The sequence below is a fragment of the Cyclonatronum proteinivorum genome, from assembly GCF_003353065.1.
Classification (GTDB): domain Bacteria; phylum Bacteroidota; class Rhodothermia; order Balneolales; family Cyclonatronaceae; genus Cyclonatronum; species Cyclonatronum proteinivorum.
In genome coordinates, this window is record NZ_CP027806.1 from 1,341,398 (window position 1) to 1,358,450 (window position 17,053).

14 protein-coding genes are annotated in these 17,053 nt (G+C 55.7%); 13 read left to right on the forward strand and 1 reads right to left on the reverse strand.

Going from position 1 to position 17,053, the window contains the following annotated elements; all coding sequences use genetic code 11:
- Positions 1-208: 208 nt before the first annotated feature.
- From mraZ to ftsZ, 13 genes are all read left to right on the forward strand, one after another.
- The gene (gene mraZ, locus CYPRO_RS05315) at positions 209-685 is read left to right on the forward strand and encodes a division/cell wall cluster transcriptional repressor MraZ (protein WP_114983617.1); all 477 of its coding nucleotides are present in this window, start codon (positions 209-211) and stop codon (positions 683-685) included.
- A complete protein-coding gene (gene rsmH / locus CYPRO_RS05320) occupies positions 675-1,601 on the forward strand; it encodes a 16S rRNA (cytosine(1402)-N(4))-methyltransferase RsmH (RefSeq protein WP_114983618.1) in 927 nt (308 codons plus the stop codon). The genes mraZ and rsmH overlap by 11 nt, the downstream gene beginning before the upstream one ends.
- A complete protein-coding gene (locus CYPRO_RS05325; protein ID WP_114983619.1) occupies positions 1,598-2,056 on the forward strand; it encodes a hypothetical protein in 459 nt (152 codons plus the stop codon). Before rsmH ends, CYPRO_RS05325 begins: the two co-directional genes overlap by 4 nt.
- 1 nt (position 2,057) lies before the next feature.
- Entirely contained in the window at positions 2,058-4,217 is a 2,160-nt protein-coding gene (locus CYPRO_RS05330) for a penicillin-binding protein (protein WP_114983620.1), read from the forward strand.
- A 4-nt stretch (positions 4,218-4,221) separates the two neighbouring features.
- Positions 4,222-5,796 (forward strand): UDP-N-acetylmuramoyl-L-alanyl-D-glutamate--2,6-diaminopimelate ligase, encoded by a 1,575-nt coding sequence (locus tag CYPRO_RS05335; RefSeq protein WP_114983621.1) that lies wholly within the window; start codon positions 4,222-4,224, stop codon positions 5,794-5,796.
- Between the two features lies 1 nt (position 5,797).
- Positions 5,798-6,934: a phospho-N-acetylmuramoyl-pentapeptide-transferase gene (gene mraY / locus CYPRO_RS05340; protein ID WP_114983622.1), complete on the forward strand. Its 1,137-nt coding sequence runs from the start codon at positions 5,798-5,800 to the stop codon at positions 6,932-6,934.
- A complete protein-coding gene (murD, locus tag CYPRO_RS05345) occupies positions 6,931-8,298 on the forward strand; it encodes a UDP-N-acetylmuramoyl-L-alanine--D-glutamate ligase (protein ID WP_114983623.1) in 1,368 nt (455 codons plus the stop codon). Before mraY ends, murD begins: the two co-directional genes overlap by 4 nt.
- Positions 8,299-8,370: 72 nt before the next feature.
- Entirely contained in the window at positions 8,371-9,540 is a 1,170-nt protein-coding gene (locus tag CYPRO_RS05350) for an FtsW/RodA/SpoVE family cell cycle protein (protein ID WP_114983624.1), read from the forward strand.
- On the forward strand, positions 9,533-10,675 hold the full coding sequence (locus CYPRO_RS05355; protein ID WP_114983625.1) for a UDP-N-acetylglucosamine--N-acetylmuramyl-(pentapeptide) pyrophosphoryl-undecaprenol N-acetylglucosamine transferase: 1,143 nt from the start codon (positions 9,533-9,535) through the stop codon (positions 10,673-10,675). Before CYPRO_RS05350 ends, CYPRO_RS05355 begins: the two co-directional genes overlap by 8 nt.
- A gap of 56 nt (positions 10,676-10,731) precedes the next feature.
- The gene (murC, locus tag CYPRO_RS05360; protein WP_408625758.1) at positions 10,732-12,147 is read left to right on the forward strand and encodes a UDP-N-acetylmuramate--L-alanine ligase; all 1,416 of its coding nucleotides are present in this window, start codon (positions 10,732-10,734) and stop codon (positions 12,145-12,147) included.
- Complete coding sequence (locus tag CYPRO_RS05365) at positions 12,134-12,940, forward strand: cell division protein FtsQ/DivIB (RefSeq protein WP_114983626.1); 807 nt, start codon at positions 12,134-12,136, stop codon at positions 12,938-12,940. The genes murC and CYPRO_RS05365 overlap by 14 nt, the downstream gene beginning before the upstream one ends.
- 76 nt (positions 12,941-13,016) lie before the next feature.
- On the forward strand, positions 13,017-14,441 hold the full coding sequence (gene ftsA / locus CYPRO_RS05370; protein WP_240644845.1) for a cell division protein FtsA: 1,425 nt from the start codon (positions 13,017-13,019) through the stop codon (positions 14,439-14,441).
- A gap of 33 nt (positions 14,442-14,474) precedes the next feature.
- Complete coding sequence (gene ftsZ, locus CYPRO_RS05375) at positions 14,475-15,884, forward strand: cell division protein FtsZ (RefSeq protein WP_114983627.1); 1,410 nt, start codon at positions 14,475-14,477, stop codon at positions 15,882-15,884.
- A 371-nt stretch (positions 15,885-16,255) separates the two neighbouring features.
- Here the strand turns inward: ftsZ and CYPRO_RS05380 are convergent, their stop codons facing one another.
- Positions 16,256-16,948, reverse strand: a complete 693-nt coding sequence (locus CYPRO_RS05380; RefSeq protein ID WP_114983628.1) for a phosphatase PAP2 family protein — start codon at positions 16,946-16,948, stop codon at positions 16,256-16,258.
- Between the last annotated feature and the right edge of the window lie 105 nt (positions 16,949-17,053).

Genomic DNA, 17,053 nt, shown 5'->3' on the forward strand with positions numbered 1-17,053 from the left:
ATAAATTGTTGTGGATGAGTTGGGGAAAAGCAAGCAGTTAATTATTTGATGCTTAAACAGATGACCTGTTCTGTAAAACATGCAGGAGTTTTCTTTTTTGATTTGACACATAAGGTATGAAAAGCCTACTTTGGGGTAGAAAGTGGGAGAAAGTGGTAGTTTATCCCAAATCACTGAAAATGACATTAAAACGCAGGTTTATTAGGTTGTGGCGAGCTTCAAAGGCGAATATGAGAATGCCATTGATAACAAAGGTCGCGTGTGCTTCCCTGCCAAACTGCGTAAAGTTGTAACCCCTGAATTCCAGGATCAATATGTAATTGTAATTGCAACAGACCCTTGCCTGTATGTGTACCCCCTCGATCACTGGGAGGAAGTGCGGACGAAGCTTTCAGGGCTCAACAGCTTCAATAAAACGGCAAGTTTGCTGAAACGCAAGCTGCTGCGTAACTCTGTGGATGTAACCCTTGACAAGCAAAACCGGGTTGCCTTCAGTCCCAGACAAATGGCGCATGCGGGGCTTCAAGATAAAGCCGTGTTTATTGGCTGCGACGACCGCATCGAAATTTGGTCGCCGGAGTACCTTGAGCAGGCAGATGCTGAATTTACCGATGAAATGTTTGCGGCTTCTTTCGAGGCGCTGCTGGGTTCCGACCCACACCTAACCAATAATCATGACGACTGATACCTGGCATATTCCTGTAATGCCTGCCGAAACCCTTCAATGGCTGGTAACTGATACTGGGGGCGTGTATATCGACGCCACACTCGGTGCCGGGGGGCATGCTGCGCAGCTGCTGCGGCAGCTCGGTGAAAATGCCAGGGTTTTCGGTATTGATCAGGATGATGAAGCCCTTGCCGAAACAGCCCGTCGTATTCAGGACAGTCGTCTGCATCCGGTTAAGGGTAATTTCGGATTTGCCGCAACCCTTATTCATCCCAAATATCACGGGCAGGTGTCCGGGATTTTATTTGACTACGGGGTTTCAAGCCATCAGATTGACGCACCGCAGCGGGGGTTCACCTTTCGGGAGGACGGTCCGCTCGATATGCGCATGGGCAACCTCAGTAGCCTGACCGCCCGGGATGTGGTCAATACCTACACCTTTGAGCGGCTGCGCAACCTGCTCTGGCAGTACGGTGAAGAACGCCGCTCCTCGGCCATAGCCCGGCAGATCACGGCAAGCCGTCCGCTGGAAACGACTGCGGAACTGCGTAAATGTGTGGAATCCGTCATTAAAGGACCTCACCTGGTAAAAAGCCTCGCACGGGTTTTTCAGGCCATACGGATTGAAGTTAACCGCGAACTTGAGATGCTGCGTAGCGGACTGGAGCAAAGCCTTAAGCTGCTTCGGCCCGGCGGTCGCATTGTGACCATAGCCTATCACTCGCTGGAAGACCGGCTGGTCAAAAACTTTTTCCGCACCGGAAATTTCGACGGGAAGCAGGAAAAAGATTTCTATGGCAATATTGTGCGTCCTCTGCGACCGCTGCACAACAAACCTGTAACAGCCACAGAAGCCGAGCGGCTTGAAAACCCGCGATCGCGAAGTGCGCGCCTGCGTGCTGCCGAAAAAAATGAGGCGGAGGTACAGGCATGAGTTTGTATGCAGAGCGTTTGTCAGACGCAGCGACCACGCAGCAGGCGGAGCCCGCTGCACTACCGCAATTTGGTGAGCGTCGGCAGGAAAAAAATACCGCCCAGCCTGTACCCGGCCTTCCTGAAGCCGGGACTGATATCATGACGCCCAAAGCGCGCAAAAAAATCGCGGCTAAAGCCGGGCGCAGAAAGGAGTCTATGCTGCGCACCTATCTGTTCCTTTTTGCACTTGGCTTTGTTGCCATGATTTACATCACACATATTTTTGCGACCGAAAAGCTGCTTCAGCAGGTCAGTGCAGCCGAACAGGAGCTGGAGCGGGTACAGATGATTCACGACGCGCGGATGCTGCGCTATGAGCAGCTCACCGGGCCTTCAGCGGTTTTTGAGCGTGCCACTGAACTGGGTTTTGAACATGCCGGACCGGCTGACTATGTAATTGAAAGGGGGCGCTAAAATGAAACCGGACAAGAATGCCCTTGCAGCCCGCCTGCTCTTCGTACTTGGTGCCCTCCTGATTCTGCCTGTGGCAATCATCCTGCAAATGCTTCGCATTCAGTATGTAGAGGGAGACGGTCTCCGGGAGCTATGGAGCCGTCAGACCGAAGATGCCATCCCGATTCAGTCCCGCCGCGGGCAGATTCTCGACAGCAACGGGCGGGTGCTGGTAACCAATATTGCAAGTTACGCGGTGGCTGTGGACCCGCATGTACCCAACCTGGAAGAAGGGGAAATTCAGCGCGTCCTCGCAATTCTTGCACATTTTACGAACCGCAGTCAGGCTGACTACATGCGCATGGTGCGGCAGGCGCCCGCCAACAGCCGCTATATTGTGCTGGGCCGGAATTTCGACCGGGCCGTGTATGACAGCCTGAGAGCCCATCGCTTCCGAAGCCTGATCCTTGAAGAGCGATTCCGCCGGCACTACACCTACGACGACCTCGCAGCGCATGTGATGGGCTATGTGAATCACGAAGTGCGCGGCATGGATGGACTGGAAAGAGCCTATGATGAGCTCCTGCGCGGTCGTGACGGTCAGCGGATTGTGCGCCGTGACAGCCGGGGCCGGATCCGGCAGTTTGTGCGCACACCGATTCAGCAGCCGCAGCAGGGGCACAACCTCATCACAACCCTTGATGCGCAGATTCAGGCTATCGCACAGCAGGAGCTCCGCGAAGGCATTGCGCGCACCGGCGCCCGGCACGGCAGCGTCATCATCGTGGAGCCCGCTACCGGTGCTGTTATCGCTATGGCCAACTATCCGGATTTCAATCCCAACCGGCCCGGTACCGCAGGCCGTGAGACCCGCCGCAATGCCGCCATCGCTGATATGATTGAGCCGGGCTCAACCTTTAAGCTGGTAGCTGCCGTTGCGGCCTACGAGCAGGGTGTGGTGCAGCTCGATGAAGTGTTCTACACGCCGGAAAACGGTGCCCGCCGCATCTACGGACAGACCATGCGCGATCACATCCCGCTGGGAGATATCACCTTCAGGCAGGCCATCGAGCGCTCATCAAATATCGCAACGGCAGAAGCAGCCATGCGGGTGGACCGAGATCAGTTTTTCCAGTATGTGCGCAACTTCGGCTTTGGCGCACTTTCCAGCATTGATCTGCCCAACGAAGAAAGTGGCAGACTTCGCCGTCCGCTGCACTGGAGCGGGGTAACACAGCCGTGGATGTCGATAGGCTACGAAATTCAGGTCACCCCCTTACAGCTTGTGATGGCCTATGCTTCTATTGCAAACGGTGGCCGGCTCATGCGCCCGTACGTAGTGGACCACGTACAGGATGAGTCCGGCCGTGTTGTGCAGCAAAACCGCCCGACTGTAATCCGGCAGTCAGTCCGGCCCGAAACGGTTGAAGCCCTGCGCCCGGCCTTTCAGAACGTGGTGTCTGAAGACGGAACTGCGCGGCTCGCTTCCGTAGCCGGCCTGTCGATCGCCGGAAAAACCGGAACTGCCCAGAAATTCATCGATGGCCGCTATCAGCAAAGATACCGCGCTTCCTTTGTAGGCTACTTTCCCGCAGAAGCGCCGCGCTACGCCATGATTGTTCTCCTCGACGAGCCGCAGACAAGTATTTTTGGCGGCACAACCGCGGGTATTGTCTTCAGAGAAATCACCCGCCGCATCATGGGGGTTGATCCGCAGGTGCGTAACCTCGTACAGCGCACGCTCGATGAAGAAGCCGCTGCCGGACTGCGTGCGCCTCAGCTCACCGGTCTCTATGCCGGGCACGCACAGCGCAAGGCCGAAGGACTTGGCCTGAAGGTTGCCGTTTCCGGTGAAGGCACGCGCGTAGCATCACAGTATCCCGCGGCCGGTCAGGAAATGCAGGAAAACCAGCTTGTCAGGCTGCAGCTTGAGACGATTGTGCAGGGTGAGGCGGGTGAAGATCAGCTGCGTTCAACCGTACCCGATGTGCGGGGACTCAGTATGCGGGAGGCGGTTGCGGTGCTGCACGAAGCGGGCTATGACATTCAGCGCAATGGTTCCGGTACAGTTGCCGCGCAGTTCCCGGAGGCCGGTGCCGTCATGCAGCGGGGGCGTCCGGTAATCATCCGCGGTCGCGCGCCGGGCATGGAAATGCTTATCAGCGACAGGGGAGGAGGATAGCCGTATGCCACAGCTTAGCTTACATACCATCAGAACCCTCTCCAAAGCTGACCGTGAAACCGGCCGGCTTCTTCCGTTTTACAACGGGGTGAGCGTAAACTCCCAAAAAGTTGTGCCGGAAGGCATTTTTGCCGCCATAGCCGGCTACAGCACGGACGGCCATCGCTTTCTTCCGCAGGCGGCGGAAGCCGGTGCTCGTCTGATGCTCACCGAGCGCGATCCCGAAGAAGTGCTTGCCGAAATCGGCCGCGACGATATCGGCGTGATGCAGGTGCCGGACATCCGTGCGGCTGTTGCACAGCTTGCGTTTGCCTACGCCGGAAATCCGCAGTACAGGCTCAAAATCGCCGGCATTACCGGCACCAACGGCAAGACAACGGTCAGCACCCTGGTCCATCAGGCCCTCACCAAACTCGGCTACAAAGCCGGGCTCATGGGTACCATTTCCGTGGCCATTGGCAGTGAAAGCACGGAAAGCCGCCTGACAACCGGTGATCCTGAGCAAATGGCAGAGGCCATGGCCGCTATGGCCGATGCGGGCTGTACGCATCTGGTGATGGAAGTTTCTTCACACGCCCTCGATCAGAAGCGCACCGACGCCATTAATTTCGATGTTGCGGCCTTTACCAATCTGAGCCATGATCATCTTGACTATCACAAAACCGAATCCGCCTATCTTCAGGCCAAGAAAAGGTTGTTTGACGGACTTTCAACCGACGCCATCGCTATCGTGAATGCGGATGACGCAAGCGCCGCCGAAATGGTGCGTGATACACAGGCTGCCGTCTGGAAGATCAGCATGGCTGAAGGCGGACTCCGCGTGTTGCGCAACGACGCCCGCGGTATCGAATTCGAAATGGACAACACCCGCATAGCTTCACCGCTGAGTGGTCATTTCAATGTGTACAACCTTGCGATGGCTTGGCTGATGTTGCGCGCCTTCGGCTGTACGGCCCAAAACGCCGCTTCCGCCCTGCAAAGCTGCAGCGGAGCCCGCGGACGGCTCGAGCGCGTGCCGCAGCCGGTGCCGGAGCAAGCCCAAGGTTCGGGACCGACCCGCGAAGCCATCACCCTACACCCGCTGCCCGAAGTATTTGTGGATTATGCGCACACGCCCGATGCGCTGCGGAACGTGCTCGAAACCCTGCGCAAGATGGCAGCACAGCGGCAGCTTACCGTCGTTTTTGGCTGTGGCGGGGATCGCGACAAAACCAAGCGGCCCGTCATGGGGCACATCGCTTCTGGTATTGCGGATGTGGTGATTGTCACTTCCGACAATCCGCGCAGCGAAGATCCGGATCAGATCATGCGGGATATCCTTGCCGGTGTGAGCGGAGGCAGCGCTGAAACGCACACCGAAACGGATCGTCGCGCCGCAATCGCGCAGGCCATTTCGCAGGCACAGCCCGATGGCCTCGTACTGATTGCCGGCAAGGGCCACGAAACCTATCAGGAAATCAGGGGTATTCGCTACCCGATGGATGATGTCGCGCTTGCTGCGGCAGCCCTGCAAAAACGTGCTGAAACCGCGCGCGCTACGTCTTCACAAGAACAACCCGCTAGCCGAAAGGAGGCTTAAGATGCTGTATTTGCTGCTTGATTACCTCCGTCAGGAGTTTGGGGTGCCCGGTTTTGGGGCGTTCGGATTTATCACGGTACGTGCCGCCATGGCGGCGGGCATGGCGCTGATTATCAGCATCATTTTTGGTAAGCGCATCATCCGTCTGCTGCAGCGGCTGCAGCTTGGGGAAACCATTCGCGAAGACATTGGTCTTGACAGCCATAAGTCCAAGGCCGGTACCCCGAGCATGGGCGGGCTCATCATCATCCTTGCAGTTGTGGTGCCCAGCCTGCTGTGGATGAACCCGACGAGTATTTACAAGTGGTTGATTTTATTTGTAGTTATTGGTCTTGGTGCTGTTGGCTTTCTGGATGACTACATCAAAATCATCCGGAATCAAAAGGAAGGGCTGCTGGCCCGTTTCAAGCTGATCGGGCAGATTTCCATCGGGCTCATTCTCGGGGCCTTCCTCTATTTCTGGCCCGCTTTCAGCGATTACAACACGATCACGACCGTCCCTTTTCTGAAAGATGTAAACCTGAACTACGCTTTTCTGGGCGATGAACTGGGGTGGCTGATTTACATCCCGGTTGTGGTTTTCATCGTGACCGCGCTGAGCAATGCGGTAAATCTCACGGACGGACTCGACGGTCTTGCTGCCGGTACGACGGCCATCGCGGGCATGGCGCTGGGCGTGCTGGCCTATGTGTCGGGCCGGGTAGATTACTCCGGTTACCTTGACCTGCTTTTCCTGCCCGGTGTGGGCGAGCTGGCCATCTTCTGTGCCGCACTGGTCGGGGCCTGCTTTGGCTTTCTGTGGTACAACACCTATCCGGCGCAGGTTTTTATGGGGGATACGGGTTCCCTTGCGCTTGGCGGTACCATCGGGGCAATCGCGCTAATGGTGCATAAAGAGCTGCTGCTGCCGGTGTTGTGCGGGGTCTTTTTGATGGAAACCGTCTCCGTGATCATACAGACGACATATTTCAAATACACCAAAAAACGCTATGGCGAAGGGCGCCGGGTTTTTCTTATGGCGCCGGTGCATCATCATTTTGAGAAGCAGGGCTGGCAGGAGCCAAAAATTGTAGTCCGCTTCTGGATTATTGCCATCATGCTGGCTGTCTTCACCATTATAACACTCAAGTTGCGATGAAAGAAATCAGCGGAAAATCAATTGTGATTGTGGGAGGTGCCCGCAGCGGTGTGGCTGCCTCCGTACTGCTCAAAGGCATGGGGGCAAAGGTGTTTGTGACCGATGCGGGTATGCTTTCAGAGCAATCGCGTCAGACGCTTATCGCGCAGCAGATTCCCTTTGAGGAGGGCGGGCATTCGGAGCGCGCCAAAGATGCGGAATTTGTGGTTGTTAGCCCCGGTGTGCCGGATGAAGCGCCGCTGATTCGGCATTTTTCCTACACTGGCATTCCGGTGTACAGCGAAATGGAAGTCGCCTGCTGGTTCAACAAGAGTCCGCTGACCGCAGTAACCGGCAGCAACGGGAAAACCACCACGACAAGCTGGCTGCGGCATCTGTGGGAAACGGCCTCAAAACAGGCTCTGATTGCGGGAAACATCGGCGTACCCGTGTCAGATCTCGTGCTCGATACCGCTCCGGACAAAGATCTGATTCTGGAGGTGAGCAGTTTTCAGCTCGATAACATCAAAACCTTCAGGCCGCGGGTGAGCGTGATTCTGAACATCACGCCGGATCACCTGAACCGGTATCAGAACAAGTTCAAGTACTACGTGGCCTCAAAAATGAAGATTATCCGCAACCAGGGCGAGACGGATTTTCTGATTTACAACTATGATGATCCCGTGCTTAAAGAGCAGATCGGAGGCATAGGGGTGAAGCCGAAAGGTCCTGCGCGCATTCCGTTTTCCCTTGCAGAGGAGCTTGAAACCGGCGCCTTCATTCGCGATGAGCACATTGTGGTGCGCCTCGACGGCAGCGAAGAAGTGCTGATGCACAAAGATGAGGTGAGCCTGAAAGGTCCGCATAACCTTGCCAACAGCCTTGCAGTGGTTTTAGCGGGTCGTCTCAACGGTGTTGAAAGCAGTCACATCCGGGAAAGCTTGCGAACCTTTGAGGGGGTCGAGCACCGCCTGGAGCAGGTACGTATTCTCCGCGGCGTACGCTACATCAACGACAGTAAAGCGACCAATGTGAACGCGGTTTGGTACGCCCTTCGCGGCATTACTGCGCCCGTTGTGCTGATTCTCGGTGGTCAGGACAAGGGAAACAATTACCGCGAACTGACCGACCAAATCCGGAAAAAAGTGCACAGCCTGATTGCAATCGGGGAGGCAAAGGCCGCTATCCGGGAGCAGATCTCGCGGGAAGCGCTCTATTATTTTGAAGCGGAAACCATGGCACAGGCCGTGCAGCAGGCAAGCAAACAGGCCCGAAAAGGGGAGGTCGTGCTGCTGAGTCCCGCCTGCGCTTCTTTTGATATGTTTGAAAATTACGAGCACCGCGGGCGCGCTTTCAAAGAAGCCGTCATGGACCTGCCGGATTAACCTCAACCTTTTGGAAGGCCTCAGAAGCCATCACCCGAAAAGAAAAACACAGTACAAAAAGCCACATTAGTAATGAATACCGTATCCCTAAATAGCGTGTCACATGCTGCCGAACAGGCGGATGGGCGTAAGCCTGCCGACGGCGTATTGCTGTTCTGCGTGATCGCGCTGATGGTGTTTGGATGCCTCGCCGTGTATTCATCTGTCGCGTATTTTGCTGAAAACAAGGGCGATACCGCAGCGGGCTTTCTCTTTAAACACGGCTACAAACTGGTGCTGGCTTTTATTGCGATGTTTGTGGCGGCCAAAATTAACTATTACTATGTCGCTGCCTTCAGCAAAGCGGTTCTGATTTTAAGCTGGCTGCTGCTGCTGTGGGTCAATTTTTACGGAGGGGATGTTCACGGTGCCCGCCGGTCCCTTACCGTTGCCGGTTTTGCTTTTCAGCCTTCATCGGTTGCCATGCTTGCACTGCTGATGTACCTGTGCCGGATGATGGCCGAAAAACGCAGCTATATCGAAGATTTCTGGCGCTCGTTCGTGCCCGCGCTGACGTGGATTGGGGTCACGGCCCTGCTGGTCGGCCTGCAGGATTTTTCGAGTGCGGCCCTGATTCTCGGACTCAGTTTTATGATGATGTTTGTGGGAAGGATGAGCCTGAAACATCTCGGGCTGCTGTTGCTGCTGGGCGGTGTGCTGGGCGGCATACTCGTTTCCCAAACGCTTGAGCGGCAGTCGCGCCTCACCAACTATGTGGGGCATGTGCTTACGATTCAAAGTCAGGTGCTGGTCGGAAGCGATGCGGGCTATCAGGCGCAGCAGGCACATATCGCGATTGCGCAGGGTGGTTTGCTGGGCGTTGGCGCCGGCAAATCAACGCAGCGGAACTTCCTGCCCGCCCCGTACAACGATTATATTTACGCCATCATAGCGGAAGAGTATGGCCTGATTGGCGCCCTGATTCTGCTTTTTATTTACGTGGTGATTTTGCTGAGGGGAATCATTTTTGTGGCTAACAGGGCCCGCGATGAGCTGGGAACCTACATGGCGATGGCCTGCACGCTTGCGATTGTGGTCTATGGGTTTGTGAATGCCGCGGTGGCGACCGGCCTGTTTCCGGTTACCGGACTCCCCATGCCGTTTATCAGCTATGGGGGCACAAGTATGCTTACCGCCGGATTCATGATGGGCGTCCTTATGAACATTTCCAAACACCCGCAGGAGGAGCCAGAAGATGCCTAAGCCAAAGTGGACTTTTTTGCTTTCCGGCGGCGGTACCGGCGGACACGTGTACCCGGCCATCGCCCTTGCGGATGCCATCCGTGAGCGAATGCCGGATACGGTCATTCGTTTTGCAGGTGCACCGGACCGTATCGAATGGAAGGCTGTTCCGAAAGCAGGTTACGAAATCTCGCCTGTATGGATCAGCGGCCTGCAGCGCCGGTTCACCCTTTCCAACCTGCTGGTACCGGTGAAGCTGCTGGTAAGCCTGTTTCAAAGTTTGCTGATCATTCGCAGGCTGCGGCCGCATGCGGTTATCTGCACCGGCGGCTATGTTTCAGGTCCGGTGGGCTTCATGGCGGCCGTGCTGGGCGTGCCCCTGTTCCTGCAGGAGCAGAACGGATATCCGGGCGTAACGACCCGCCTGCTCGCCCGCTTTGCGCGCAAGATTTATCTCGGCTTCGACGGGGCGGATGAATGGTTGCGTCAGCACAAAGGCAAGCTGTTTCTCTCCGGCAACCCGACCCGGAAAGAAATTGTGGTCTCCATCGAAGCGGAGCCGGATGCCATGCCGTACGGGATGGATCCGGAGAAACGCACGCTGCTCGTGCTGGGCGGCAGCGGGGGCGCAAAAGCGATCAATGATTCTGTTTGGGCGCAGCTTGAGCGGATTCACGATAAAATGGGCGTGCAGATTCTGTGGCAGTGCGGCCCTGCCTACTATGATAAACTCAGCGCACAGCTTGATAAGGAGCGCTGGCCCCATGTACACCTGACCGCCTTCATCGACGACATGGCTGCGGCCTACAAAGCCGCCGATGTCGTTTTTGCACGCGCAGGGGCCGGTACCTGCACCGAACTTCTGATTGCCGCCAAACCCTCCATCCTTATGCCCTCGCCTCATGTAGCGGGCAACCATCAGTTTCACAATGCCGCTGATATGGTCGGCTTGGGGGTTTCCATCATGCTGGAAGATGATGAAGGCCCCATCGTGCTGGCTGATTTTCTCAGCGATATTTTTACTGAAAAAGGAAGGATGGAAGCCATGATTGCCGCCGCGAAGAAAGCGGCAAAGCCTAAGGCAGCGCTCAACATTGCCACGGATATTCTCAACACCACCTTTACCCTTCACCCAACGACAGGCGGAAACGCATGACCCTGACCCCTCCTCATACAGACCCGGCAGCAAAGCCCGCATTTATGCAGCAGCCCATATTCGGCAACACCCGCCATATCCACATGGTAGGCATTGGCGGCATTGGGATGAGCGGTATGGCCGAAATTCTGATCCGCAGAGGCTACAAGGTGAGCGGGTCTGACGGCGCGCAGTCAGAGACGACCGAGCGTCTCGAGCGGATCGGAGCGAAGGTTTTTATCGGGCATGAGGCGGGCAATATTGCCGGTGCTGATGTGGTCGTCTATACAAGTGCGGTGCGGGCAACCGAGAATGTGGAGACGCGGGCCGCGCTCGAGCAGCGTATCCCAACAATCAAGCGCGCCGAGATGCTGGCCGAGCTGATGCGCATGAAATTCGGAATCGGCATTGCCGGTACGCACGGCAAAACGACGACGACTACCATGGCCGGTCAGGTCGTGCAGCGGGGCGGATTTGACCCTACCATTATTGTGGGCGGGCGGGTGCACAGCTTTGATAAAACCAATGCCGTTGTAGGCGGTGGCGACATCATTATAGTGGAGGCGGATGAGTACGACCGCACCTTCCTGAAGCTCTCCCCATCCATGGCCGTCATCACCAACATTGAAGCCGAGCACCTTGATATTTATGAAGATGTGGATGACATCAAGCAGGCTTTCCTGGAATTCGCAAATAAGGTACCGTTTTACGGCTCTGTCATTCTGTGTCTTGATGATGAGGAAGTCCGCAGCATTTTACCCGGTATCGAGCGGAAAACGCTGACCTACGGCTTCACCCCGCAGGCACGGCTCAGGCCTTCGAAAGTAGAGACCGCCGGACTTTCAACCCATTTTGATGTGAAGCTCGATGGCGAAACACTGGGGCGGATTCGCATTCAGGCACCCGGTGCACACAACGTGCAGAATGCCCTTGCAGCGGTAGGCGTAGGTCTGGAGCTCAACATGAAATTTGAGCATATTGCCGCCGGTCTTGAGTCCTACACGGGCGTATTCCGCCGCTTTCAGCCCAAGTACGAGGGCAAAGAGGTGCTGGTGATTGACGACTATGCCCATCACCCTACAGAAGTGCGGGCAACGCTGGCCGCCGCGCGCAAAGGCTGGCCTGATCGCCGCATTGTGGCTGTCTTTCAGCCGCACCTGTACAGCCGCACCCGCGATATGTGTCAGGAGTTCGGCTCTTCTTTCTTTGATGCGGATGTGATGGTGGTTACCGACATCTACCCTGCGCGGGAACAGCCGATTGAGGGCGTTAGCGGGCAGATGGTAGCTGATGTGGCGTCCCGCTACGGACACCGCGACGTGCATTTTGTGGCCGACAAGCATGAACTGCCGGTCGCCCTGCATAGCATGGTGAAAGCCGGTGATCTGGTCATTACCATGGGCGCCGGTGACATTTACAAATACGGCGAACAGTTTGTGCAGGAGCTTAAACGCAATCCCAAAAACGGGGAGGGGCAGGATGAGCAAGGCTGATTTCCATACACAGTCAGGCAAAGGGCCGGCGCAAACCCGTAAAGGGAAAGCAACCGGGCAAAGCACGGGACTGCGCAGCATGCTGTCGGGCTGGCTGTATCCGATCATTTTAATTGCGCTCATCACGGCTTCGGTTGCGGCTTCATGGCAGCTGCAGGACCGAAGCGTGGTGCAGCATTTCGAAATCCAAAGCGCCGGATTTACGCCCGAAGCCCAGATTCTGGCGGTCAGCGGCCTGGAGACGGGCATGGCCGCCGCGGAAGTGCGCCCGCTTGAGGTGCAGGCCCGGATTGACAGCCTGCCCTGGATTGCGGAAAGCAGCGTACGCCTCGTACCCGGCGGACGCGTCCTCATCGGGTTCACCGAGCGTGAGCCTGTGGCCCTGCTCATTGAGGGCAGCCGGCTGATGCTTACCGATGCCGCAGGCGTGGCGCTCGATATTCCGGAAGGCTTCGCGCCTGACCTGCCGCTTCTGTACGGTTTCCGGCTTCCGGCACACGGCGAACGCCTGCCAGAAGCGCAGTTCGCGCCCCTGGGGTCTTTTCTGGCGGCGCTTCAGCAGTCTGCTTTAGCCGGGCTGCTGATCAGTGAAGTAGGCTTTCATCCTGAAGAAGGCGTTATCGCGCTGAGCCGGGAAAATGCAGTCAGGCTTGTATTCGGAACAGAATCCTTTGCGCAGAAAATCGACCGCTGGGAAGCTTTTTACCGGCAGGTAGCTCCGGTGAAGGGGATGGCTGCATTCACGCGGCTGGATTTCCGCTTTGAAAATCAGATCGTAGCCCTGCACTCCTGAATCCGCTTTTTATATCACAAATAGCATTAAAAATTCACCTCATCCCTCATCTTAAGCATAAGCAACACCTTACAACATGAAATTTGAGCAAATGGAAGAACAAATTGTGGTTGGCCTGGATATCGGCACAACAAAAGTGTGCGCGATAATTGCCTCAATGAATGAGGACCGGACCATCAACATCCTTGGTGTGGGCAAAGCACCCAGTGAGGGGCTGAACCGGGGTGTTGTGGTCAATATTGACAAAACGGTAAACGCGATCCGCTCTGCGATTGAAAAAGCCGAGCTTGCCTCCGGCATTAAAGTGAAAGCCGTAAATGTGGGCATTGCCGGAGATCACATCAGCAGCATGCGCAGCCGGGGTGCAGTGACGAACATCAATCAGGATTCGGAGATTACGGCCAAGGATGTGGAGCGCCTGCTCATTGACTGTCAGCAGGTTGCCCTGCCAGCGGGTCAGCAGATCATTCACGTGATACCGCAGGAATACGTGGTGGACGGGCAGGACGGCATCACCGACCCGATCGGGATGTGCGGCATCCGGCTGGAGGCGAATGTGCACATCATTACAGGCATGGTATCGGCCATCAAGAACATGTACCGCTGCGTGGAAAAAGCCGGATACAAGGTTCAGGATATGATTCTTGAACCCCTCGCCTCATCCTACGCGGTGCTTGAAAAAGATGAGAAGGAAGCCGGTGTGGTGCTTGTGGATATTGGCGGCGGCACGACTGATATCGCCATTTTCAAAGGCAACACCATCCGGCATACGGCGGTCTGTGCGATTGCCGGACAAAAGGTGACCGACGACATCAAGGACGGTCTGAGCATACTCGAAGATCAGGCGCACCGACTGAAGCATCAGCACGGACATGCCTGGGCGGATCTGATCGAAGAAGAGGAAGTGATTCCCGTGCCGGGCATAGCCGGGCGACCGCCCAAAGAAGTGCGGAAGACCATTCTCGCAAATATCATACAGCCGCGGCTTGAAGAAATCCTGGAGATTGTGGGCATCGAAATCAAGCGCAGCGGGCTGGGCAATCAGTTGAGCGCAGGCGTAGTGCTTACCGGCGGCGGATCGATGATTAATGGCATGGTGCCGCTTGCCGCCGAGTATCTTGGGCTTGATACCAAACTCGGCACGCCCCGCGGCCTCACCGGCGGACTTATAGAAGAAGTAAACAGCCCCATACACAGTACAGGTGTAGGGCTGGTGATGCACGCTTTTGAAAGTGTACAGAATGCCTACTTGGCACAAATGAACCCGATGTCGGCCGCACAGCCGCACGGGGCAGGCGTAACTCCGGCTACGGAGCCGGTGCGGCAAAACGACCGCGCCGGGGAATCAACCGAAACACATGAAAACAGCAGCTCGCCAAAAAACGATACAACTGAGCAGGAAGACGGGGAAAATCCTTTACAGACCGGCGGAAAACAAACGGCTGAAAGTCTGATGCAAAAAATTACGAAGCAGATGAAAATCTGGTTCAGAGAGTTTTAGTTAAACAAACCGAGAAACCAACAGGGAACAGTTATGGAAACAAATCAAAACGACAACACAGGTTCAAGATTCGTGTTTGACAGCGAAAGTGTAGATAACGCGAGAATAAAAGTCATTGGCGTAGGCGGCGGCGGGGGCAATGCCATCAACACCATGATCAAGAACGGTCTCAACAATGTGGAGTACATTGCGCTGAACACCGATAGTCAGGCCCTGAAAAAAAGTAAGGCCGATACCGTAATTCAGGTAGGTACAAGCCTGACAAATGGCCTTGGAGCCGGTGCGCGTCCGGAAGTTGGGCGCGAAGCCGTAGAAGAAAACCGCCACGAAATTGAAGACGCTATTGAGGGCAGTGATATGATTTTTGTGACTGCCGGCATGGGGGGCGGCACAGGAACCGGAGGCGCTCCTGTTGTGGCCGGTATTGCCAAACGCAAGGGTATTCTCACCGTTGGCGTGGTTACGACACCCTTCGATTTCGAGGGCAAACCCCGCATGAAATACGCACTGGAAGGTATCAAAGAACTCAAGAAAAACTGCGATACCCTCATTGTGATTCCGAACGAACGTCTTTTTGAAGTGAGCGAGGAAAATACCACGCTGATGGAAGCCTTCAAGATGGCCGATGACGTGCTGCTGAATGCCACACGCGGTATCACCGACCTCATTCTGATGCCCGGGGTGGTGAACGTGGATTTTGCCGATGTGCGCACAACCATGCTCGACGGCGGCGCGGCTATCATGGGTTCGGCCTGTGCCTCCGGGCAGGACCGCGCTGAAATTGCAACCCGAAAGGCGATCAACTCGCCCCTGCTCGACGGTCTCAGCATCCGGGGCTCGCGCAATGTGCTGCTCAACATTTCCTCAAGCAGTCAGCTGATGATGAACGAGATCAAGCTTGCGACCAAAATCATTCAGGATGAAGTGGGTGAGGATGCGGAAATGATCTGGGGTACGGTGCTTGATGAGGAGTATGGCGAGGAGCTGCGGGTTACCGTTATTGCAACCGGTTTTGATCTGGGTGGCAGCGATGCGAAGAAAACGCTTGTACAGCCCAAGAAACCGGGAGGAGGGTTTACGCCTCCAAATGCCGGCGCACAGGAAACTGCAAAAGCGAAGCTTCCGCCCCTTCCCGGTGCGGCACCGCGCGTGCCAAACCCGAAACTCTCTACGGTGAATACCCGCAAGAGTGCCCCGCCCCGTTTCAAGACGCAGGAAGACGGTAACCCTGACGACAAGTTCTACAAGGGTGAGGAAAACCTCAAAAATCTGGATAAGCCGGCCTTTACACGTCGTGAGCGGGTGCTGCGTAAAGGGAATGATCAGAACATTTCCCGGGAAGACGATCAGGAAGGCGGTGGTTCTTCGCAATCACGCTTCAAAATCAGAAAAGCCAGCGGCGGCGGGAATCAGCCTCCGTTTCTGGAAAATCTGATGGACTAATAACATTCCACCTTTGCAGGGGTTCCACAGAAAGGTCACACGGCCTGCTGTGGAATCCCTGTTTTTTTTTGGGGATGGATAAAGAAGGGGTGGCATGCTTTAGTAGCCGCGACTCCGGCTGCGGGTTTGTGCTGTTTTTGCAGCGCTGACCGGGATGGCGTGTTCAGGAAAGAGGATGCTGCACGGTTTGAAATGCCTGGTGTGCTCCCAAAAAGCAAGGGACTCATCTTTGATTTGGGGTGCCTGTAAAACCACGAAAGACCGTGATGTTCACGGAGTTTCCCCCAAATAAAAAAAACCTTGGAATGGCGATACATTCTGGTTTCGGGGAAAGGTGATGTCTGGCAAACGCGATCCAATCGGGTCGCGTATCAGAGGCGGTCTTTGGCGAGATGCGCGAACAGCTGTGCCCAGTACATGACGATGCTGCCGAGCCAGATGCCGGCGAGTACATCAGCCGGAAAGTGCTCCCCAAGAAAAAGCCTGCTGCTAAGGATGAGCAGGGTGAGGGTGAGGGCAAGCAGCCGGTAGGCGGTTTCATGGCGCAGCTGAAAAACGGCGATGCACATGGCGGTAACGGCCGTTGCGTGTCCGGAAGGCAGGGAGTGAAAGCTGCGACCGGTCTGGAAGCCGAAGAAGCCGGTATACCCTTCCCCAAACCATATTTCGGGACGTGCTCGGCCCAATGAAAACTTCAGAAGGGTGGTGAAAATCAGGCTGACCAGCACTGCGGATAAAAGAATGACCGTCCGGTCGGTTTCAATCCTTTTCTTGTTGCGCCGCAGCGTCATAATTTGCAGTCCAATGATCCCTGCTGTGGCAATGAAGATGGTGTAGGGGTTGATGTAGAGCGCCAATATGCGCAGGCCTTCGTGCCAAAGCGTGTATTCCATCTGACTGAAATAGGTGACTACCGCAATATCCACGTACTGAATAAGCGCAACGCTTGCAAAAAGAAACGCAAGTGTGGCAATGGTGCTGTTACGCGCAACGACAAGGGCCGGGTTTTGATGGCGGGAAGGGGGAGGCAAAACGGGATTCAGATGTTGGGTTTGGTGTTTCATTGACTGACGGATGGTGTTGTGATGTCAGGCAACGAAACTTAGTAATTTAATGGCTTAATCCATTTTGAACAACTCTAAACCCGAACAGCGCCAAAGTGGCCTGCA